A 20,363-nucleotide genomic window follows, 5' to 3' on the forward strand; every position below is an offset into this window, starting at 1 on the left:
ACTTCCCAACATAACCCAGTTAATTTGTACTATCTAGCTGGGGCGATCGTAGTTGTAATTGTATGCCACCTAGCTCCGTCAACTTCAACTTTAACTAAGCAACCATTACGAGTTGCACTTTGTCGCTTTAAAACCGTACTTCCAGCATTACCACCCAAATTTACCGGAGGAGTGAGCGATCGAGAACGATAAGTTTGCTCAATTAAATTCGCTGAAAAGCTTGTATCTTTGATTTGACAAACATTATTTAAAAGTGTAGCTAAAATTCTTGTATAAGGCCAGGTTTCATCATCTATCCCATTGTAAACCATATTCAATTCCACCTTTTTTGGATAAATGGCAACTGTAGGCTCTCTAGAAGTATTAAATTGGTAAGCAGATAAACTTCCCGACAAAGTAATTGATTTAGTTAATTCTGGAGGGAACATTGCTGGAATTCCTCCGGGTTGTTTAAACTCAGAATTAGCAACTTCCGCATTTAGCATTACAAAAGTGAACGATAAAATAGCCAACAGATATTTCATATTGATCACCTACAAATTCTGGTACACTTCATCTCTATTCTCCAGCAAGTCTCAGTACAGAAGCACGAGTAGATGAATCTAGCCGAAAGCCGAGAGAATCAAGTCGATCGAGAACTGGCATTATTTCACTCAAATATCCCGATTGTTTTCCCTTCAAAATAACACCGAGAGTTCCCGTAAATTGCACTCCTAAAGTCTTAGCGTAGCGTCTGGCAAGTCCATCATCTAAAATAACTAAAGAATCAGGAATTTCTACTGCTAAAGCGATCGCTTCTTGTTCCCCAGCACCTAGAATATCTGCCACAGGTGATAAAATCAATAAGTCTCGTGGTTGGCGAATATTCACCCAAGGTAACACAGTTATATCGGGAAGAGAAACGCCTAATCTTCCACCTTCAGCCAACTCATTAACAACTGCTTGTGGCAAGATAACTTCACCGTACAACATTGGCAGTAAATCAAGCAATTCTGTTTGATAAAGGTATTGTATTGGCGATGTGTTACTAATCAGATTAGGCACGCTCTAAATCCTCTATCAATTCTGCTTCACTTAACCGAAAAGTATCTACTCCATATTCTGCCAACTTACTTAAAAATACTGGTTTGGGAATTCCTGCCATAACTGCTGCTGCACCAGAAGAAAGTCTTCCTAATTCATAAAACTTAATCGCTGCTGCCAAACGCATCTCATCTCGCATTTGTTCGGGAGTCAACTGGAGTGCTGACAAAGTTTCCTCTGCTAAAGATAGGGTAACTTGGTACATTTCTAACACCTACAAATTTTGATAAACTTCATCATTACTGTCATTGAGAATGCTTTCTATGGTAAAGTCTGTGCCGTGCAATTTATTGTAATTGGCTATGACTTCTTCCAGCGTAACAAATTCTTCGTGTTCCTCCATAGCACGCCGCATCATTTTTGCATCTCTGGCATCTTCTAAAGTTTCTAATCGCTTTAAATCCTCATAGCTAATAATCGCTGCTACTGCTTTACCTTCTTGTTCGATTACAACTCTGTCGCCGCGATCGCCTACACTAGTTATAATCTCTGTTAATCGATTTTGAGCTTGGGTTGCATCTACTTTTGTCATACTTACACCTCGTTAGATAATCAATTTTAACAGATGGGATTATCGAGTGCGATCGCTCTTTTGCCATTTTGCTGAAATTAAATATATAATTAGACAAAATTGGATATTTTCCTGGAAATAATCAGCGAATTTGAGGCAAGGTAATCTAAAGATGCGCTATAAAGTAAAGTTAGAAAAATCCGAAGAAGGCTATGCGATTTGGTGTCCGGCTTTACCCGGTTGTTGGTCGCAGGGAGACACAGAAGAAGAGGCTTTAGAGAACATCAAAGATGCAATTCAAGCTTATTTGGAAACGGTTGAAGAATTAACTAAAAATGCAGAATATCGTTATGTGGAAGTCGGATAATATTGCATCTATTTTTGTTATACTTACAAATCGTTATATAATCAATTTTAACTGATAGGATTATCAAGTGCGATCGCTCTTTTATAATTATTATTTCTATAGTTATAATCCATAGCTCATTCCTTATATAATGAAGTTAAGTCAAATTAGCAAATAAATTAATGGAAATTGCACCTTACATAACTATAAACCCCGACATCCATCATGGTGCGGTTGTAATTATGGGAACGCGAGTACCTGTATCTATTGTCATCGGTTCTTTAGCTGGGGGAATGAATTTTGAGGAAGTAATGCAAGAATATGAACTAACAAAAGAACAAGTAGAAGCAGCACTAGCGTATGCAGCAGAATTGGTAGCCAAAATAAATTTCTAAATTAAATAGTAACTGCGTCCCTTCGCACAGAAGGTATATCTCCATGAGTAGGTGCGCGTAGCATACTCCCTGGCAAAGTTACCACAGCAATTGTAGAACCTAACATATCAAAGAATTCCACACTATAACCTGTTTCTAATCCGGGAACATCGTGTCTTTCAACTACTGTACCGATATCTCCTACACGAAGGTTGTCTTCCACTACATCGCGCACAAGTACAACATCTGTATATAATTGAAAATCCATATTACCTCCCTTTGTTCTAATTTGGCTATTAACTTTGCAACTGTGACTTAATCATTTTACAAAAATCTATAAAATACTGGAAACTAGGTAAATGCTCTGAGTGAGCTTCCGTTCTTTTTCTTAATTCCTGTAGATAATACTCTTGCAAAACAGCACCAGGATTTTTCTTTGAATAGCTAATACGTTTTTCTTCAAATAATGCTTTCAAATAAGCCTCATGAAACTGAGCATGAGTGTTAAAATTCTGATACTTACCCATTTTTTCTGGGCAATCTGTTTCTACATTATAATAACGAGTGTAATTTAAAAGAGGTGGACTTTGAGGATTTCTTGAATAAATCTTTCTATTCCCTAGAAACCAAGTTTCTATACAACGATTTTGCACGATCAGAACCATTTGAGTATTACCCATTTCAATTTTTTCAGCTTGCAAAAAACCATCAACTTCCTCTCTAATATCATTAACACTACTCTCTTCAGCATCCAAACAAACAACAAAGTAATTATACTTTCCTATTGAACGAATATCTTCAATAGCATTAGGAATATGATCGTAAATAATTGACGGATAACCTTCACCACTAAACAAATAATAGTTATTTCTATCTACTTCATCGTAACTTTGGACTCGTTGGAGTTCTGGTAACAGGTAAGCAAGCCAAGCTGGATAAACTTTTCTTTCTGTTCTTTTCCCTTCTACAAGGAAGTAAATATTCATCAAACTTTTATTCCTTCTGCATATTCTTCAAGATTAATTAATTGCATAAAAGCTTGATGTCTCGATTTTCCCAAGTTAAAATCCTTGGCATCTCTTGCAGTAACTACACCACCTTGACGAGTGACTATTTTCCAATGCTCCATACTAATTTTATTGATAATATAGGGATGATGACTAGTTATGATAAACTGTAAATTACGATTTTCTAAAAGTAACTCAGTCAAAACATCAATACAATTTACTCCTAAACTATTCTCAAATTCATCAATTAGAATTACGCTACCATCAGCACAGAGGTAAAGTTCGCTAATGTGCATAAGCGTTCTAAACATTCCCGAAGATATTCGATTTTGAGCGATCCAATCATTAACACCTATTTCTTTTATGTAAACTATAGGATTATCTGCGAGAAATGAAGGTAAATCTTCCCCTTCAATAGGTTTTATTTGAATATCTTCCACTTGAGGAAATATTTCTATGAAATTATTTTTAATTTTTTGAAATGTATCGGGAACATAATGATAAACTAAAGCCAACTTAATTTGCACTGGAATATTACTCTGTTGGATTTTTTCTAAACAATCATATTTTCTTCTAAAAGCAGTATAATTTAAAAATATACTGTTAGTGATTCTTTGATCATGATCGGTGTAAACTATGTGATTAAAAGCATCCTGAATAGGAGCTATATCTTCTTCTTCGCTAAAAATTTGTACAACACTTTGAGATGGAGATAGTTTTGGTACAGGGTTATTCTTAAATTTTGTTTCATTATAATTTCTTTCTACAATCAGCGTTTCATCTGTCCATAAGTATTCCTCACTAATTCTAAATTTAGATTTTTCTGTTTGTTCATCCTCAATAATAAATTGTGTTTCTTTTTGCGTTTCAAATTTGCCTTTCCATCGGCAGGACAAGTTGTTTGTATTCAAGAAAGAAACATCCCATTCTACTCCATTTAAGGAGCCACCTTTGGCAATTTTCCGTAGAGCAATTATTGACCTAAGAATTTGAGTTTTACCTACTCCTGACACACCAACTAACAGAGTTAAATCTGAGAAATGGATAGGATTAAAGCGCCACTCTAATTCATGATCGTAATAAGTTAGTTCCTTAATTTTCATTTCTTGTTTCCAGAAACGGTAAAATGATTATAACAGGATTTAAAATGCAAAGAGCGGATGTAAATGCTAAAGTCGAATATGAGTCCTTGCTACTCAAACCCTGACTTCGATCGCACTTAACCCCATTATGTCCGTACAATTCCAAAAAGAATTTGATATTGTTGTTGTTGGTGCAGGACACTCCGGTTGTGAAGCTGCACTTGCTACCGCACGACTTGGTTGTAGTACCTTACTTTTAACTCTTAATCTTGATAAAATCGCTTGGCAACCTTGTAACCCCGCAGTAGGTGGCCCAGCGAAGTCTCAATTAACACATGAAATAGATGCGCTTGGGGGCGAAATCGGCAAAATGACCGATCGCACTTACCTACAAAAACGAGTGCTAAACTCTTCTAGAGGGCCAGCAGTTTGGGCTTTACGCGCACAAACAGATAAGCGAGAATATGCAGCGGTAATGAAGCGAATTGTCGAAAACCAACCTAATTTGACAGTCCGCGAAAGCATGGTGACAGATTTAGTTTTGGGGAAAAATGAAGAAATAATTGGTGTTGAAACTTACTTCGGCGTAGCGTTTGGATGTAAAGCAGTAATTCTCACCACTGGTACTTTTTTGGGTGGGAAAATTTGGGTGGGAAATAAGTCAATGTCCGCCGGACGTGCGGGAGAATTTGCCGCAGTTGGATTGACAGAAACTTTGAATCGGTTAGGTTTTGAAACGGGAAGGTTAAAGACAGGAACTCCGGCGAGGGTTGATAAGCGATCGGTCGATTATAGTAAAATGGAACCACAACCGGGAGATGCTGAAGTTCGCTGGTTTAGTTTTGACCCGGAAGTTTGGGTAGAAAGAGAACAAGTTCCTTGTTATATGACAAGGACAACCGCAGAAACTCATCGTTTGATTCGGGAAAATTTGCATTTGTCTCCGGTTTATGGCGGTTGGGTTGATGCTAAAGGGCCGAGATATTGCCCTAGTATTGAAGATAAGATTGTGCGATTTGCCGATAAGGAAAGTCATCAGATTTTTATTGAACCGGAAGGACGAGATATTCCAGAATTGTATATTCAAGGATTTTCTACTGGGTTGCCAGAAGATCTACAATTATTAATGTTGCGGAGTCTTCCTGGTTTGGAAAACTGCGAAATGTTGCGTCCTGCTTATGCGGTGGAATATGATTATTTACCCGCGACTCAGTGTTACCCAACTTTGATGACTAAGAAAATTTCAGGGTTGTTTTGTGCGGGACAAATTAACGGAACAACGGGTTATGAAGAAGCAGCAGCGCAGGGTTTTGTGGCGGGTGTAAATGCGGCGAGATTTGCCAGAAATCAGGAGATGATTGTTTTCCCCCGCGAACAAAGTTATATTGGGACTTTGGTAGATGATTTGTGTACCAAAGATTTGCGAGAACCTTATCGGATGTTGACAAGTCGATCGGAATATCGGTTAATATTGCGATCGGACAACGCCGACCAAAGACTCACACCATTAGGAAGAGAAATTGGGTTAATCGATGACCGTCGTTGGGAATTGTTTAACCGGAAACAGGCGAATATTGCAGCGGAAAAAGAGCGATTGTACAGTCAGCGGATTAAAGAACATGATGAAGTGGGAAAAGCGATCGCAACCGACACCCAACAAGCAATCAAAGGTTCCATTACCTTAGCAGACTTATTGCGTCGTCCCGGATTTCATTATCTTGATTTAAACAAATACGGATTGGCGAACCCCGACTTAAACCAAGCAGAAAGAGAAGGCGTAGAAATTGACCTAAAATATTCAGGATACTTGCAACGTCAACAACATCAAATCGACCAAATCGCTAAACACGAACATCGCAAACTTCCCCCAGATTTGGATTATTCGACTATTGAAACACTTTCCAAAGAATCTCGCGAAAAACTGACCAAAGTCAAACCTTTAACCATTGGACAAGCAGCGAGAATAGGCGGAGTTAACCCAGCAGATGTTAACGCTTTGTTAGTGTATTTAGAACTTCGTTCCCGCCAGTTAACCACAGCGGTTACAGAATAAAAACTAGGTACGTTGTTGCGCTGAGAGCGCCCTTATCGAGATTAGTAATAAGAGTGCTAAAGCACAACAACGTACTAATTGTGATAAATTCTCCGGCAATAATGTCATCAGTTGCGTATAATGTCTGGGGTTTTAGCCAGCATTTTTTATGGATACATACTTAATTCAATTCGTCTATTACGCATCTTTTGAACATCAAAACAGTGATAAAGCACCTACTGAAGATAAGGAGTGGGTGAAAGCTTATCGGATAATTCCCAGAGTAGGAGATTGCGTATTTAAAGATGGAGAATGGTTTCAAGTAGAAAGGGTTTTTTTGTACCAACCATCGGGAAAAGGCATAGATGCACAGGCGCAATGTTCTTTTTATGGTAGTGATAAGCTGTGAAAATTAAGGTGATGGTTTTTACCAATTTGACTTGAATTTAGAAGCAGGGACGATAAACTTTCCCACTACCAAAGACCAACAACCAACAACCAACAACCAACTCTGAGAAATCTGCTGTAAGCTAAAGCTGATTAGCAAGCGTATAATTGGTTGGGTTCTAGCAATATTTTTTATAGAAACTTTAGCTTCGCACCTAGCGTCATCCGCACCTTTAAACGCTATCGTTAAAATCAGCAAGGAGTGAATGAGCCATCTATGCCACAGGAAGTCAGTACTAACCAGACTGCGGTAAAGTCTTTAGAAGGAAAATCAGACCAACCTTGGTCAATGGATGCGAACGCCAATCGTTTGATGGACGATATTTTCGCAGATGTGGAAAGAATACTCGAAACTGGTAGTGAAACGCCGACTATACCAGCTGAACCCGCAGAATATGTTTCTTTCCCAACAATGGCTGTTCCGTCTGTCACCATTCCAGCCGAAATTGCCTCTCGTTCAACAGTAGCAGAAGAAATTACTAAACCAGAAACAACTCCCACCCAGCGCCAGCAGTCAGGGAAGTCCCTGGAACAATGGTTGTTGATTGGTGCTTGTGCTTCTTTAGGAATTACTTTGTTATTGTGGGTTTTAGGTCAAGGTAGACTCAATTCGTTATTGGGGAATAATTCAGCTTCAACCACGAAAGCGACACAAGCTTCACAGAAGGACTTAGCTTTTGTAGATTATATGCAGCGATCGCTAGAAAGTATCGATCAAAAAGCAGAAGATCGCAAGCAAGTTCCTGTAGTTCCCCCAGCACCTCCACCAACTCAACCACCATTACCTGTGTTAGTTCCCGGTAATCTACCCCAAAATACTAGCCGTCCTAATGTTTTAGAACGAGTTTACATCCCAGTTTATCCCCAACCCAGAATTATTTACACCAATCCTCCCTCTCCAGCAGCAACATCTTCCCCCCAAGCAGCTGCGCCAAGTCCAGTAACTTCCCCAACTCCAAAAGCAACTTTCCCAACTCCAAAAGCAACTTTCCCAACTGCAAAAGCAACTTTCCCAACTGCAAAAGCAGTTTCCCCAACTCCAAAAGCAACTTCCGCAACTCCAAAAGCAGTTTCCCCAACTCCAAAAGCAGTTTCCCCAACTGCAAAAGCAACTTCTCCCAGGGCAAAAGCAACTTCCCCAACTCCAGCACCAAGTCCGAAACCTGAAGCTAGACCTACTTCCCGTCCTGTAGCAACCGCGCCAACTGTTCCCAGACTTAGTGCTGCTTTACCAACTCAAACCGCTTCACCTTCACCCACTGCTAAACCGACAACTGTTGCTGCTAAACCAACCCCTGCCCCAACTCAAACCGCTTTACCTTCACCCACTGCCAAACCGACAACTGTTGCTGCTAAACCAACCCCTACCCCTACCCAAGCGGCATCAGAATCTCCTAGAGTAGTAGCAGTTGCTCCTTCACCCACCGCAGCGCCTACTTTTAGAAATCGCTCTCCACAGGCTACCGCTTCTACTCCTGGTAATCAGTATAGTTTGCGCGGAGTTTTAGTTTTGGGAGAAAGGTCAGCGGCTATCTTTGAAGTTGGTGGTGTTTCCCGGCGAGTTTATGTTGGGGAAAGCATTGGTTCTAGTGGTTGGACTTTGGTAGAAATTAACAACGAAAATTCCGAAGCTGTCATCCGCAGAAATGGCGAAGTCCGATCGATTTTTGTCGGACAACAGTTTTAAAAGTTTTGAGTTTGTAGGGTCGGGTTTAGTAATTTATTTTCGCTGACAAACAGAGAAATTTTTACAAAACCCGCCCTGAGAAAGTTTTGAGTGGTAAATTCAAAATTCAAAACTTATAAGTTATAAAAAGGAGTTTAGGCAGTGGGTTTATTTGAAGATTTAAGTCGTTTTTTAGAAAGTCGCTTAGAAGAATATCTTCGCAGTAATCCCCATTTGGAATTACAAGCTTTAGAAGAACAATTGCGGGAACAAGAAGAAGACACAAAACGGTTAATTGCTGAGTTGAAATTGCAGGAAAAAAAGGTTGAAGAGCAAATTTTTAATACTGCACAGGAAGTGCAACGCTGGCATATCCGCATTGAAAAGGCGAAAGCGGCAAATAGAATGGATTTAGTCAAGCCTGCACAGGAACACGAAGCTTCTTTATTGCGCCAAGGAAATCAGCTTTGGGGACACATGAAAGGGGTAAAAGAACGCATTAGTAAAACTCAGGAATTGTATCAACAAATTCAAGTGCGAAGGCAGGAAGTGCGGGCAAAAGCGGCGCAAGTAGAAGCGGCGCGTGCTAGTGCAAAAGCGGGAACACAAAATGTTGGTTGGAATCAAGGGAGTACTTTTAAATCTACTGGGGGAATGGATTCTTTGGAAGCGGAATTTAGCCGTTGGGAAGCTCAAGAAGAATTAGAGCAAATGAAGAAAAATATGGGACGCTGATGATTGAGATTTGAAATGGTTATGGTTGGAAATGGTTATGGTACAGATCTTCGTAGGTGCGTTATATAGGTGGATCTTTGATAAAATAATAGCGATCGATCTCTTACCCAACCCTTAACCACCAGGCAGTTCTAGTGTTAGAAGCGTGTGTATTAGCAACAATATTCTGTGGATTTTTCGGCATCATCCTGAAAAAGAACTTGATGATGAAGATCATCTCTATGGATGTCATGAGTACCGGGGTGATCGCCTATTACGTGCTGATTGCATCACGAGAAGGTTTGTTTACACCAATTTTGGGTAGTGTCAAAAAAGGTGCTTACGCCGATCCAGTCCCCCAAGCGGTAATATTAACAGCGATCGTAATCGGCTTTTCGATTCAGTCATTAATGCTGGTTGGTGCCATGAAACTGGCGCGGAATAATCCAACCTTGGAAACTAACGAGATCGAAAAGAGCAATACACCATGAACACCTTTACGATCGTATGGATCGCACTCCCGTTTTTTGTCGGGTTCTTCATCTATCTAGTCCCATTACTCGATCGCTATCTGACTCTAGGGGTTGCCCTAGTTTCGGGTATATATGCCGCGCTGCTATTCGCGGAAAAAACACCAGTCACACTGCAATTACTTAATAGTTTCGGTGTGGTGTTAGTTGCTGACCAATTGAGCGCCTACTTTATATTGACAAATGCGCTGGTAACAGCAGCGGTAATCTTCTATTGTTGGAATACCGGGAAGACAACTTTTTTTTATACGCAAGCCGTTATTTTACATGGCAGCGTCAATTCCGCTTTTATTTGTGCGGATTTTGTGAGTTTATACGTGGCGTTAGAAGTAATTGGGATTGCCGCGTTTCTTTTAATCGTTTATCCTCGGACGGATCGATCGCTCTGGGTGGGCTTGCGCTATCTCTGCGTCAGCAACGTAGCATTACTGTTTTATCTAATCGGCGCAGTACTCGTCTATCAAGCACATAATTCCTTTAGTTTTACAGGTTTGCGCGACGCACCCCCCGAAGCCCTTGCCCTAATTTTTCTGGGACTCTTGACAAAAGGCGGAATTTTTGTATCGGGATTATGGTTGCCGATGACTCACTCGGAATCGGAAACGCCTGTATCGGCACTGATGTCAGGAGTTGTGGTCAAAGCTGGTGTTTACCCATTGGTGCGTTGTGCGTTAATGGTGCCAGAGGTTGAGACGATCGTCAGACTTTTCGGCGTGGGAACTGCACTTTTGGGAGTGTTCTATGCAGTCTTTGAAAAAGACACTAAGCGGATGCTGGCGTTTCACACGGTTTCTCAGTTAGGCTTTATCCTCGCCGCCCCGCTTGTCGGGGGCTTTTATGCGCTGACACATGGACTAGTCAAATCGACACTCTTTTTAATTGCAGGTAACTTACCAAGTCGCAACTTTAAGGAACTGCAACATCAGCCGATTAGTACGCCGATCTGGATTGCCTTAGTTATAGCCAGCTTCTCAATCTCTGGATTTCCCTTGTTGTCTGGCTTTGGGGCAAAGGTGTTGACATCGAAGAATCTGTTGCCTTGGCAAGCGATCGTCATGAATGTTGCCGCCTTGGGAACAGCAATCTCATTTGCTAAATTTATCTTTTTACCGCCAGGGGGAAAAGTAAATCATACAAAGCCAGGGTTCTGGGTGGCAGTAATCACGTTAATCGGTGGGCTGTTTATAGCCAATATTGTCTATTACGAAGCTTACACCGTCGAAAATATCATCAAACCCCTGGCAACGATCGGCTTTGGATGGTTGGCGTACTTGCTGATTTTTCAACGCTTAGTCATCAAGTTACCCCGTGTACTGGAGCGATTCGATCATCTGATCGGTGTGATGGCTTTGATTTTAGTCTTTTTGTTCTGGAAGGGGTTTGCATGGTTGGGTATTTAAATCTGATATTGCGATTGTCAATTTGGTTTTTGCTCACCGCCAATTTTAGTTGGCAAAATATCATAATTGGAATCATTGTGGCATTTATATTGCCCGGTCTTCAGAGAACTCCGGTAGTATTGCAGGATTGGCTAAGGGTGTTTCGTGAAATTCTGGTGGCGATTCCCCAAGCATACATGGAAGCATTTGAAATCATCCTTCGTCCTCATAACGAAGAAGAAGTCACAATGGAGCGAGTTAAACCAGAACGGACAGCAACATTGATTTTCTTGGATATCTACTTAATCACTTTTACGCCAAAGAGTATTGTTTTGAAATATCACAGAGATGGCTGGTACGAAGTTCACTGGGTACGTAGGAGGAATAACAGATGAATGTGGTGCTAATAGCAATGATTCTAGCTCTGCTTATACCCATCTACGAAGCATTGAAAGATGATAATATTTGGCAAAAGATGTTGGCATTTTCCAGTGTGGCGACTAAGACATCAATTATGATTCTGGTCATATCTGTCTTACGTGATGATTGGATGATCGGTGTGGTTGGGATAATTATCTTGAGTGTGGGAAATGCGTCGTTAATGTTGCTGGCTCATGTGCTTAAACGAATCAATCAAGTGTCGAATTATTAATTTATGATCAACCTGTTAAGTTATATCTGTATTGGCGTAGGGATCTTCTTTTGGTTTTGGGGAACTTCTCATCTGGTGGGGAAGCGATCGGTATTATTTAAGCTACATAGTCTTTCGGTTGCTGATACTCTGGGATCGATGGCGATCGTCGTTGGGCTATTCTTGCAAAGACCTAACGAATGGCCCCTGCTTCTTTTGGGAATCATCTCTCTGGCAATCTGGAATACAGTACTCGGATATGTGTTGGCATACTGTTCCAGTAACGAGGGTAGCCATGAATAATACAGATACTTATATTTATGCACTCGTTGCCCTGTTGCCTTTGTCTGCGTGCATGACGGTATTTGAGGTGAATCCGTATCATGCTCTGGTAATTCGTGGCATCCTGGGAGCAGTGGCAGCAATGGTATATGCTGTTTTCGGTGCGGCAGATGTGGCTTTGACGGAAGCTTTGGTGGGCACAATGTTGGCGATTACCCTGTATGCGGTAGCGGTGCGAAGTTCAATGGTAATGCGTCTGGGTGTGGTGAAAGATGTGGAGATGGAGTCAGAAGAAGACCTGAATTTTAAGCGCTTGATGGAGGAGTTGCGAAGGACTTTTAGTAAACGCTTTATGCGTCTTGAGATCGTTCCTTATCAGGAAAAGAACGACTTACAACAGGCGCTAATGGAAAGGGAAATTCATGCAACTTGTGTTCGATTTGTGCGATCGGAACCCGACGATCAAGAAGAAGAAAACAAACCATTTCATACTGCAACTAGAGTTAAACGCATCTATGAAATTATGGAAACCGAACTCTCGTCATCAGAAACTAGTTTGACTTATGTAAACATACCAGATTCCGGGGAGAAGCATTGATGAAATGGGTCTATATTGCAGCGGGAATTGCCCTGTTTTTCAAAATCCTACTGATGCCTAATCCAATTCTGCAATCATCGGTGCCGATCGTGGATTCGATCGTCCAAGATAGTGGAGTTCCTAACGCAGTTACGGGAATTATTTTCCGCAATCGGCTTTATGACACGATCTTTGAAGTGGTAGTTTTTACGATCGCAATCATGGGTTGTTATTTTCTGATGGCAAACGAAAAGCCCCAAAGCAAAGTTTATCGGTTTACAGATGAACCTTCAATTGTTTTAGCACGTTTGGGAGCCACGATTTCGGCGTTAGTGGGCATTGAATTGGCAATTAGAGGGCACTTGAGTCCGGGTGGTGGTTTTGCGGCTGGAGTGGCGGGAGGAACTGCGATCGGACTTGTAGCAATCACTTCATCCCCGGAATGGATGCAAGCAATTTATCAACGTTGGCAAGCTGCTACTTTAGAGAAAATTTCGGTTCTAGTTTTCGTTGTTTTATCAGCAATTACTCTGGCTGGATTTGAGTTACCACACGGAGAATTAGGCGAACTTTTCAGCGGTGGTATTATCCCCATACTCAATATTTTAGTAGCAATAAAAGTGGCTTTAGGTTCTTGGGCAGCTGTGTTAATTTTTATTCGTTATAGAGGATTGTTGTAAAATTCAGCTATTCCCTATATCAATGGCGATTGAAATCGCTTCGTTTCAAACAAAGTCCGCCTACGAAAACTAAAGAATATATACCATGATTACTATTACGATCGCATGGATAATACTCCCATTTTTTCTAGGGTTCATCATTTACTTAGTCCCTAAAATCGATCGGTATCTAGCACTTTTCGTAGCCCTGGTTTCGGCTGGATATGCGTTGCGGCTATTTGCAGAACGATCGCCACTCACATTGCAATTACTAAATAGTTTCGGTGTGACATTAGTCGCCGATCAATGGAGTGCTTATTTTATATTGACAAATGCACTGGTAACAATGGCTGTTTTCCTCTATTGTTGGAATATTGGGAAAACGGCTTTTTTTTATACGCAAGTTACTATTTTACATGGCAGCATTAATGCTGTATTTATTTGTGCAGATTTTATCAGTTTATATGTGGCATTAGAGGTAATTAGTATTGCCGCGTTTCTGTCGATCGTTTATCCCCGAACGGATCGATCGATCTGGGTGGGTTTGCGCTATCTGTTTATCAGCAACACGGCAATGCTGTTTTATCTAATCGGGGCAGTGCTAGTCTATAAAACCCATCATTCTTTCGCTTTTACAGGTTTGCGCGGGGCACCAACTGAGGCGTTAGCTTTGATCTTTTTAGGACTATTAACAAAAGGAGGAATTTTTGTCTCAGGGTTATGGTTGCCCTTGACTCACTCGGAATCAGAAACTCCAGTATCAGCAATGCTTTCCGGTATTGCGATCAAAGCGGGAGTTTTTCCCTTAGTGCGTTGTGCGCTAATGTTTGATGAAGTTAGTCCGATCGTCAGGATCTTCGGAGTAGGCACAGCACTTTTTGGAGTGATTTATGCAGCATTGGAAAAAGATACCAAGCGGATATTAGCATTAAGTACAATTTCCCAGTTAGGCTGGATTCTGTCGGCACCAGAAGTAGGCGGCTTTTATGCCCTGGCACATGGATTGGTAAAATCGACTTGTTTCTTGATTGCAGGTAATTTACCAAGCCGAAATATTCAAGAATTACAACAACAGCGGATTAATACAGGGCTTTGGATTGCTTTAGTGATGGCAAGCCTTTCGATTTCGGGTTTTCCTTTATTTGTCGGCTTTGGGGCGAAGATGTTGACTCTGGAGAATGTGATGCCTTGGCAAACTTACGCCTTGAACATTGGGGCGGTAGGAACAGCAATTGTCTATGCCAAATTTATATTTTTGTCGCCTGGGGGACAAGAGAATGTCCGCCCAGGTTTGTGGCTACCAATAAGTTTATTAATTGGTGGGCTAATTGCTACAAGTGCTTTCCATTTTGAGGTTTATACTCTTGCTAATATCTCAAAAACTCTCTTGATTATTGGTATTGGATGGTTGGCTCATCTTTTGATTTTTAGGCGATCGCTTTTCACTGTACCGCGAGTGTTAGAAAAGTTTGAGCATTTGATCGGTTTTATGAGTTTGATGTTGCTCCTGCTATTCTGGATGGTAGTTTTAAAATTGGGGTGGTTAGAGGAAGTGCGATCGGGATTGTTGTAAAATTGCCATTCCTTAAGGTAGTTTTTCCTGTAAAGAAAGCCATAAGTTAACTTCAGGAAGCAAAACTACTTTACCACTTTCTCCTAACACTGAGATTGGCTGCATTAGAATTCCCTCTAAAGATAGAAGTTGTCACAATCTTAAATATTTATTTGTCAAGAAACGATGACATTTTCAAAACTTACGCAAAAACTGGAAAAGGTCATTTTCGGTAAAAGCTGCAATTAATAATCGGCTTTCATAAGTATTAGCATAATCAATAATTCCCAGTTTAAGATGTTGCACATCTGGGTTAAGTGAAAAAACATCCCCGATCCTGAAGCAATAACCCGCATTTTTATGGGAACAATTGTGGGATTTATCCTATCTCAAGAAGTATTGCAAGGAAAACACACCATGCCAATGGAAAAAGAGCATTTAATTAAAAGCTTAATTCGTTGTATTTTAGGTGATACTGCGACTAAGGATTTATGAGATTACTAAATTGCTGCAAGGAAGGGAGAAAATATGCCGAAGAATACGCTAACAACTCTGGCAAAAATAACAGTTATATTGGTAGCGATCGCAACTAGCACCAATTTACCTCAAATAGCGATCGCGCAACCCAATAGCGAACACTTCACCAAACAAGCAAAACCCTGCACTCCCCAAACTTGCACTCCCTACAGACTAAATTATGAACGCGCAATTACTAGAGGCATTATTCGCCGCCCTTCAGGAGTACCAGACGAAAGTACAGCCATTAAATTAGCCGATGAAGCTATTGCCAAAGGCAACAAAAATCAAGCCGCCATTCGTTTAGCCCAAGCCTTAGTAATAATGTCCGAAAAAACACCCCAAGGAACCGCAAATGCTCAAGCCTTAGAACGCTCCCTAGACGCAGATGTAAGAGCCAGACACAAACAATCCCTAAGAGCTTATTTACCTCTGTTTGGACGCATTTTTCCCACCAGGTAGAAGGGAGTTTTGAGTTTTAAGTTTTGAGTTTTGAGTTAAGAATACAGTTTTAGGTTAAAGAACTTCCCCTTTTCCCTCTGGGTTATGACTTTTAAATTTAATTCAAAACTCATAACTCAAAACTTAAAACTTTCTTACAATCCCAAATCTACACCCACGCGATGAGCACAGGCGAAACCGGAAAAAGCCACCGCATTTAAACCTTGACCCGGAAAAGTGCTGTCTCCTACACAATATAAACCAGGGATAGCAGTGCGATTAAAAGGCATTCCCAATAATCCTGCTAACTTGCGCCGGGGAATCGGCCCATAAGTACCATCATCTCGACCTAAAAAGCGGCGATGACTGCGGGGAGTTCCCACTTCCATATAATCTAAACCTGCATCTAAACCAGGGAAAATCTTTTCTAAACGTTCAATAATTCTGCCAGCTGCGGCTTCCTTTTTCTCCTCATATTCATTCTCAGAAATTCCCCGCCAATCTTCAAACCAACTAGGCGTAAAAACGTGCAGAATATGACAACCTTCCGGTGCTAAACTGGGGTCGAGTAATGTGGGAATCGAAACAAAAATTGTGCCTTCTGGTAACTCCATTTTCTGCCAATCTTCTAAAACAATGTGATGGCATTCTGTACCCAAAGGTAAAACATCTGCTGCTACGCCCAAGTGTAAACTTAAAAAACTCGGAGATTTTTGATAACGTTGTTGCCACTTCTTCTCACTTGGGGGCATTTCCGCAGCCGGTAGTAAATGTTCAAAAGTATCCCAGCGAGTAGCGTTAGAAATAATCCGTTTAGCCCGAAACTCTTCCCCTGTAGCTAATTTCACACCTACAGCTTTACCATCTTCCGTAATAATCTTGGTTACTCTGGCTTTGTACTTTATTTCACCACCAGCTTTTTCCAAACCTTCCACCAGTTTTAAGGCAATTTGACCAACGCCGCCTTTAGGGTAATTGATGCCACCATAATGGCGATCGGAAAATACCATACCAGCATTAATCATTGGTGTCATTTCCGCAGGCACAACTGACCAGCAATAACACTCAATATCGAGAAACTTCAGTAAAGTGGGATCTGTAATGTACTTGCGGGCGACATCGCCCACATTCATGGGTAAGTACTTCACCAATCCTAAACAAGCCATCGGATGCTGGAAAAACACTCGCGTCAAATACCTGGGTTCTTCGAGTGACAGCAAATCCATTGCATTTAGACAATTGAAAACCTGCCAACACTCGTCATAAAACTGACGAATGCCATGCTGTTCTTGGGGAAAATGTTCTATTAGTTCAAGCAAAAATTTCTCATAATCACGATGTACTCTAATCTTTAAATCCTCTGGTAAGTGGTAATGAATCTGTGTTGGATCGGGAATTGTTTCCAAGCTGACATTGACTGCTTTTAAAGCGCGAGTCAAAAGATTAGTAGTGCCTTTGTTGCCAAAGCCAAAAATCATTGATGCTCCGACATCAAATCTGTAACCCTCTCGTTCAAAGTAGCCAGCACTACCGCCCGGAATCAGGTAACGTTCCAGCACCAACACTTTAGCGCCCTTTGCCGCTAGCTGAGTTGCTGTCACCAACCCACCAATACCAGAACCAATTACGATCGCATCAAATTCCATCAAGTTACCATTAGCGGCCAAATTTAGGGATTTTTTTACCGAAGGCATGGGGTAAGTAAGAAAGAAACCTATTGTATTGACGTATTAGAGTCTAACGTTATCGGTCTGTCCCTGCTAGCAAAAAAAATACGGACTCTATCTGCTATTGCTGACCGAGCCCGCCTGCCATACCTCAAAGAGGAGAACACGAGAGAGGAGAACACTTAAACCTTAATATAAACTTATTGAAAACTAATGTCAATACTAATAGGAAAATTTTGCAATAAGCTGATATAGTGGCGATCGCAAACAGATACTGAGATAAGAGCAGTTCTGAGGCGGAGCCTCTATTTCTCGTTACCAGGTTGAACCTGGTAACGCGGGTTGGGAGGTTCTACCTCCATACTCTGCAAGATCTGAGGATACAGCAATGTAGCGGAAACAGCTTATGATGATTCAGGGTTGAAAATCAGGTTCTTTCCAGCTAGGGAGGAAACCTCCCCAAAACTAAGGTGATAAATGCAAAATTACTATGACTTTCCAATTACGAGTTTATGTACCCCCCCATCCTTTAATTAAACATTGGCTAGGTGTTGCCCGGAGTGAGACAACCCCAACTCCCTTATTTCGCAGCGCCATGACAGAGTTAGGACGCTGGCTAACTTACGAAGCAGCACGAGAATGGTTGCCAACAATGGAAACCACAGTGCAAACACCTTTAGCTGAATGTCCTGCTACCTTCGTTAACCCAGAGGTTCCGGTAGTAGTAGTGCCAATTTTACGTGCAGGTTTGGCGCTGTTGGAAGGGGCGCAAAGTGTATTGCCTTTAGCTTCGGTTTATCACCTTGGCTTAGTGCGAGATGAGAAAACTTTAGAACCGAGTTGTTATTTGAATAGATTGCCAGCCAAGTTTAAAGAGCAAACAAGGATACTCATCAGCGAACCGATGTTGGCTACTGGTGGTTCCATTATGGCAGCAATGGCAGAATTAATGTCTCGTGGTGCCAATCCTGAATTAATTAGGATTATTTCGATCGTGGCGGCTCCTCCAGCTTTACAAAAACTCAGCCTTGCTTATCCGGCATTGAATATTTACACTGCCACCATCGACGAAATAGTTAACGAACATGGTTTTATTGTGCCTGGTTTAGGGGACGCAGGCGATCGCACTTTTGGGACTGAGTGAGGGTGGGGAGATGGGGAGGTGGGGAGATGGGGAAAAAAGGAAAATTCATTAACTCAAAACTCTCTCCAGGGCGGGTTTTGTTGTTAATTTTTTTGCTATGAACACAGAATTGTTTGCTCTCACCCGCCCCTACAACTCAAAACTTTCCCTCCTCCCCAGTCCCTAATCCCCAGTTCCCCTGCTAGGCATTTGTCATAAGCAACAGGTAAGCTGAAAACAGTTGTAATTTGTGTGCGATCGAAAATCGAAAATCGAAAATCGAAAATCTAAAATCGATTTGACTCTCCCCTGGGCTTTAGCCCCGGGGATTCTAAGAAGTTGTTCCGAAGCGCGGATTTATCCAAGCTTCTCCACTTCTCCAATTTAAGAAGATTAATTCTTCTAGGCTGGGTCAATGCAGCCCTAGACACTCCGGCAAAGCCATTGTGCTTACTTTTCCTGGCGATATTTAACGAGCCATTCAAGTCACTGTTAACCAAATGTCCATCTTTTGTCCTATACAATCCCCGCTTAATTCGTAACCCGGAAAACTGGTATTCTTTGGGATTGTCAGCGTTGTAGACAGGTATCTCATCACCATCAATCGCACTTGCTTTAGATGTGTAAGATTCTTCCTGCTCAATGTATTTCAAGCCATATCTTTCACACATTGCCTTCAACTTAGAACGCAAGTTGTGAAAAGGTATTTGGACAAAGTTCTGGTTATTGCGTCCACCAATATTGATTTCTTGCTTAATGCCGGGATTGTAACCAACAATCACGTTACCAATACCGTTTTCGATGCAGTGGTTAACAATAAATCGTGCTGCCTTGTTCAGGTAATCTCTAACTTGATTGTTGCGTTTTGCCACGAGCTTCACCTGTTGATTGGTGATGCCTTTAATGCCCTGCTTATCTTTAATAGATTGCAGTTTTGCATTACGCTTATTGAACCACTGGTTAATAGATTTGATTGGTTTACCATCCACAAGAAAGGATGCCCCCGAAGTGTCAACGCAAGCAGCGAGATTATCAACTCCCAAATCAATGCTAATGGCGCTGTCGGATTTAGCTTTTACTGGTTCTGGCTCTACTTCGCTGACAAACTCAACCTCAAAATATCTAGCGTTGTACTTTGGGTGAATCCGAATCTCTTTGAGAGATTCATAATTAATCCGTTTGGGAAAATTAACCCAAATTTCTCCATGCTGTTTTTTGAACTCGTTAGACATTGGGACTCGAAACTTACCGTTTTTAATGGCAAGTCTGGGAGTTTTTGGCTTGCCCTTGCGAGCGATCCAACCGCAGGGAATTATCAGCAAGAAGTATCCATCTTTATGCAGGTAATTAGGAAGTTTCACTTTTTGCTGATAACTCCCGTTTTTAACTGCGCTTATCAACCCGTAAAAGCTTTTAAAAGTTCTGTCTACTACCTTCAGTGTTTGTTGTGCAATATCTGTGTTGAGAAACTTGTAGTTTTCATTGGTTTTGCACAAATGGTATGCTCCCTCATAACCCAAGTGTTTATGTTCCTGAAAAAAGTATTGCCGTACTGTATAAAGCCCTACGTTGTAGAGGTTTTTACTCAGTCGGCACAACTGCAAGAGAGGCTTGATTTAATTCAACATTCTCAGGACAATACCGGACAATGCCCTATAATGTTCCAGAAGAATTGAGGATATTCCCATCGCTAGATATGTCAAACCCAAAGAAGCAGCCCAAATCCTTGGAGTCAACGAACGAA

26 protein-coding genes are annotated in these 20,363 nt (G+C 41.2%); 17 read left to right on the forward strand and 9 right to left on the reverse strand.

The window, feature by feature from the left end; genetic code table 11:
* Window positions 1-29 precede the first annotated feature (29 nt).
* The 4 genes from ACE1CC_RS05270 to ACE1CC_RS05285 are packed head-to-tail and all read right to left on the reverse strand — an operon-like array spanning window position 30 to window position 1,615.
* Window positions 30-524 (reverse strand): hypothetical protein, encoded by a 495-nt coding sequence (locus tag ACE1CC_RS05270; RefSeq protein ID WP_413269421.1) that lies wholly within the window; start codon window positions 522-524, stop codon window positions 30-32.
* Between the two features lie 34 nt (window positions 525-558).
* Complete coding sequence (locus tag ACE1CC_RS05275; protein ID WP_413269422.1) at window positions 559-1,044, reverse strand: DUF3368 domain-containing protein; 486 nt, start codon at window positions 1,042-1,044, stop codon at window positions 559-561.
* Entirely contained in the window at window positions 1,037-1,288 is a 252-nt protein-coding gene (locus ACE1CC_RS05280) for a UPF0175 family protein (RefSeq protein ID WP_413269423.1), read from the reverse strand. The genes ACE1CC_RS05275 and ACE1CC_RS05280 overlap by 8 nt, the downstream gene beginning before the upstream one ends.
* Window positions 1,289-1,297: 9 nt before the next feature.
* The gene (locus ACE1CC_RS05285) at window positions 1,298-1,615 is read right to left on the reverse strand and encodes a type II toxin-antitoxin system Phd/YefM family antitoxin (protein WP_413269424.1); all 318 of its coding nucleotides are present in this window, start codon (window positions 1,613-1,615) and stop codon (window positions 1,298-1,300) included.
* A gap of 151 nt (window positions 1,616-1,766) precedes the next feature.
* Between ACE1CC_RS05285 and ACE1CC_RS05290 the strand changes: the two genes are divergently transcribed.
* Complete coding sequence (locus ACE1CC_RS05290; RefSeq protein ID WP_413269425.1) at window positions 1,767-1,961, forward strand: type II toxin-antitoxin system HicB family antitoxin; 195 nt, start codon at window positions 1,767-1,769, stop codon at window positions 1,959-1,961.
* Between the two features lie 161 nt (window positions 1,962-2,122).
* Entirely contained in the window at window positions 2,123-2,335 is a 213-nt protein-coding gene (locus tag ACE1CC_RS05295) for a DUF433 domain-containing protein (protein WP_413269426.1), read from the forward strand.
* Window position 2,336: 1 nt separating this feature from the next.
* On the opposite strand, the gene ACE1CC_RS05300 is transcribed toward ACE1CC_RS05295, so the two are convergent.
* From ACE1CC_RS05300 to ACE1CC_RS05310, 3 genes are read right to left on the reverse strand one after another with little or no spacing between them, the layout of a single operon-like run.
* Entirely contained in the window at window positions 2,337-2,582 is a 246-nt protein-coding gene (locus ACE1CC_RS05300) for a DUF4926 domain-containing protein (RefSeq protein ID WP_413269427.1), read from the reverse strand.
* Between the two features lie 28 nt (window positions 2,583-2,610).
* Complete coding sequence (locus tag ACE1CC_RS05305) at window positions 2,611-3,300, reverse strand: hypothetical protein (protein WP_413269428.1); 690 nt, start codon at window positions 3,298-3,300, stop codon at window positions 2,611-2,613.
* Window positions 3,300-4,424, reverse strand: a complete 1,125-nt coding sequence (locus ACE1CC_RS05310; RefSeq protein ID WP_413269429.1) for an AAA family ATPase — start codon at window positions 4,422-4,424, stop codon at window positions 3,300-3,302. The genes ACE1CC_RS05305 and ACE1CC_RS05310 overlap by 1 nt, the downstream gene beginning before the upstream one ends.
* Window positions 4,425-4,551: 127 nt before the next feature.
* Here ACE1CC_RS05310 and mnmG point away from each other — a divergent pair, with 127 nt between their 5' ends.
* The 14 genes from mnmG to ACE1CC_RS05380 all read left to right on the forward strand — a co-directional run bounded on the left by mnmG (window position 4,552) and on the right by ACE1CC_RS05380 (window position 15,850).
* Window positions 4,552-6,456: a tRNA uridine-5-carboxymethylaminomethyl(34) synthesis enzyme MnmG gene (gene mnmG / locus ACE1CC_RS05315; RefSeq protein WP_413269430.1), complete on the forward strand. Its 1,905-nt coding sequence runs from the start codon at window positions 4,552-4,554 to the stop codon at window positions 6,454-6,456.
* A 148-nt stretch (window positions 6,457-6,604) separates the two neighbouring features.
* Window positions 6,605-6,844, forward strand: a complete 240-nt coding sequence (locus ACE1CC_RS05320) for a hypothetical protein (RefSeq protein WP_413269431.1) — start codon at window positions 6,605-6,607, stop codon at window positions 6,842-6,844.
* Window positions 6,845-7,099: 255 nt separating this feature from the next.
* Entirely contained in the window at window positions 7,100-8,569 is a 1,470-nt protein-coding gene (locus ACE1CC_RS05325) for a hypothetical protein (protein ID WP_413269432.1), read from the forward strand.
* A 141-nt stretch (window positions 8,570-8,710) separates the two neighbouring features.
* Entirely contained in the window at window positions 8,711-9,283 is a 573-nt protein-coding gene (locus ACE1CC_RS05330; protein ID WP_413269433.1) for a TIGR04376 family protein, read from the forward strand.
* Between the two features lie 134 nt (window positions 9,284-9,417).
* Window positions 9,418-9,753, forward strand: a complete 336-nt coding sequence (locus tag ACE1CC_RS05335; RefSeq protein WP_413269434.1) for a cation:proton antiporter subunit C — start codon at window positions 9,418-9,420, stop codon at window positions 9,751-9,753.
* The gene (locus ACE1CC_RS05340) at window positions 9,750-11,192 is read left to right on the forward strand and encodes a cation:proton antiporter (RefSeq protein WP_413269435.1); all 1,443 of its coding nucleotides are present in this window, start codon (window positions 9,750-9,752) and stop codon (window positions 11,190-11,192) included. Before ACE1CC_RS05335 ends, ACE1CC_RS05340 begins: the two co-directional genes overlap by 4 nt.
* On the forward strand, window positions 11,177-11,566 hold the full coding sequence (locus ACE1CC_RS05345) for a Na+/H+ antiporter subunit E (RefSeq protein WP_413269436.1): 390 nt from the start codon (window positions 11,177-11,179) through the stop codon (window positions 11,564-11,566). Before ACE1CC_RS05340 ends, ACE1CC_RS05345 begins: the two co-directional genes overlap by 16 nt.
* Window positions 11,563-11,823: a hypothetical protein gene (locus ACE1CC_RS05350; RefSeq protein WP_413269437.1), complete on the forward strand. Its 261-nt coding sequence runs from the start codon at window positions 11,563-11,565 to the stop codon at window positions 11,821-11,823. The genes ACE1CC_RS05345 and ACE1CC_RS05350 overlap by 4 nt, the downstream gene beginning before the upstream one ends.
* 3 nt (window positions 11,824-11,826) lie before the next feature.
* Window positions 11,827-12,105: a monovalent cation/H(+) antiporter subunit G gene (locus tag ACE1CC_RS05355; protein WP_413269438.1), complete on the forward strand. Its 279-nt coding sequence runs from the start codon at window positions 11,827-11,829 to the stop codon at window positions 12,103-12,105.
* Window positions 12,098-12,682, forward strand: coding sequence for a DUF4040 domain-containing protein (locus ACE1CC_RS05360; protein WP_413269439.1), 585 nt, complete (start codon window positions 12,098-12,100; stop codon window positions 12,680-12,682). Before ACE1CC_RS05355 ends, ACE1CC_RS05360 begins: the two co-directional genes overlap by 8 nt.
* Window positions 12,682-13,341 (forward strand): Na(+)/H(+) antiporter subunit B, encoded by a 660-nt coding sequence (locus ACE1CC_RS05365; protein WP_413269440.1) that lies wholly within the window; start codon window positions 12,682-12,684, stop codon window positions 13,339-13,341. Before ACE1CC_RS05360 ends, ACE1CC_RS05365 begins: the two co-directional genes overlap by 1 nt.
* Window positions 13,342-13,426: 85 nt before the next feature.
* Complete coding sequence (locus ACE1CC_RS05370; protein WP_413269441.1) at window positions 13,427-14,893, forward strand: cation:proton antiporter; 1,467 nt, start codon at window positions 13,427-13,429, stop codon at window positions 14,891-14,893.
* Window positions 14,894-15,232: 339 nt separating this feature from the next.
* Complete coding sequence (locus ACE1CC_RS05375; RefSeq protein WP_413269442.1) at window positions 15,233-15,367, forward strand: hypothetical protein; 135 nt, start codon at window positions 15,233-15,235, stop codon at window positions 15,365-15,367.
* Between the two features lie 33 nt (window positions 15,368-15,400).
* The gene (locus tag ACE1CC_RS05380) at window positions 15,401-15,850 is read left to right on the forward strand and encodes a hypothetical protein (RefSeq protein ID WP_413269443.1); all 450 of its coding nucleotides are present in this window, start codon (window positions 15,401-15,403) and stop codon (window positions 15,848-15,850) included.
* A 134-nt stretch (window positions 15,851-15,984) separates the two neighbouring features.
* On the opposite strand, the gene crtH is transcribed toward ACE1CC_RS05380, so the two are convergent.
* Window positions 15,985-17,523, reverse strand: coding sequence for a carotenoid isomerase (gene crtH / locus ACE1CC_RS05385; RefSeq protein WP_413269444.1), 1,539 nt, complete (start codon window positions 17,521-17,523; stop codon window positions 15,985-15,987).
* A gap of 463 nt (window positions 17,524-17,986) precedes the next feature.
* Between crtH and upp the strand changes: the two genes are divergently transcribed.
* Entirely contained in the window at window positions 17,987-18,640 is a 654-nt protein-coding gene (gene upp / locus ACE1CC_RS05390; RefSeq protein WP_413269445.1) for a uracil phosphoribosyltransferase, read from the forward strand.
* A 266-nt stretch (window positions 18,641-18,906) separates the two neighbouring features.
* Here upp and ACE1CC_RS05395 read toward each other — a convergent pair whose 3' ends face one another.
* Window positions 18,907-20,235 carry an RNA-guided endonuclease InsQ/TnpB family protein gene (locus tag ACE1CC_RS05395; protein ID WP_459563804.1) on the reverse strand — a complete coding sequence of 443 codons (1,329 nt, stop codon included), beginning with the start codon at window positions 20,233-20,235 and terminating at the stop codon, window positions 18,907-18,909.
* Window positions 20,236-20,363 lie beyond the last annotated feature (128 nt).

Source organism: Floridaenema aerugineum BLCC-F46, assembly GCF_041929345.1.
GTDB lineage: Bacteria > Cyanobacteriota > Cyanobacteriia > Cyanobacteriales > Aerosakkonemataceae > Floridanema > Floridanema aerugineum.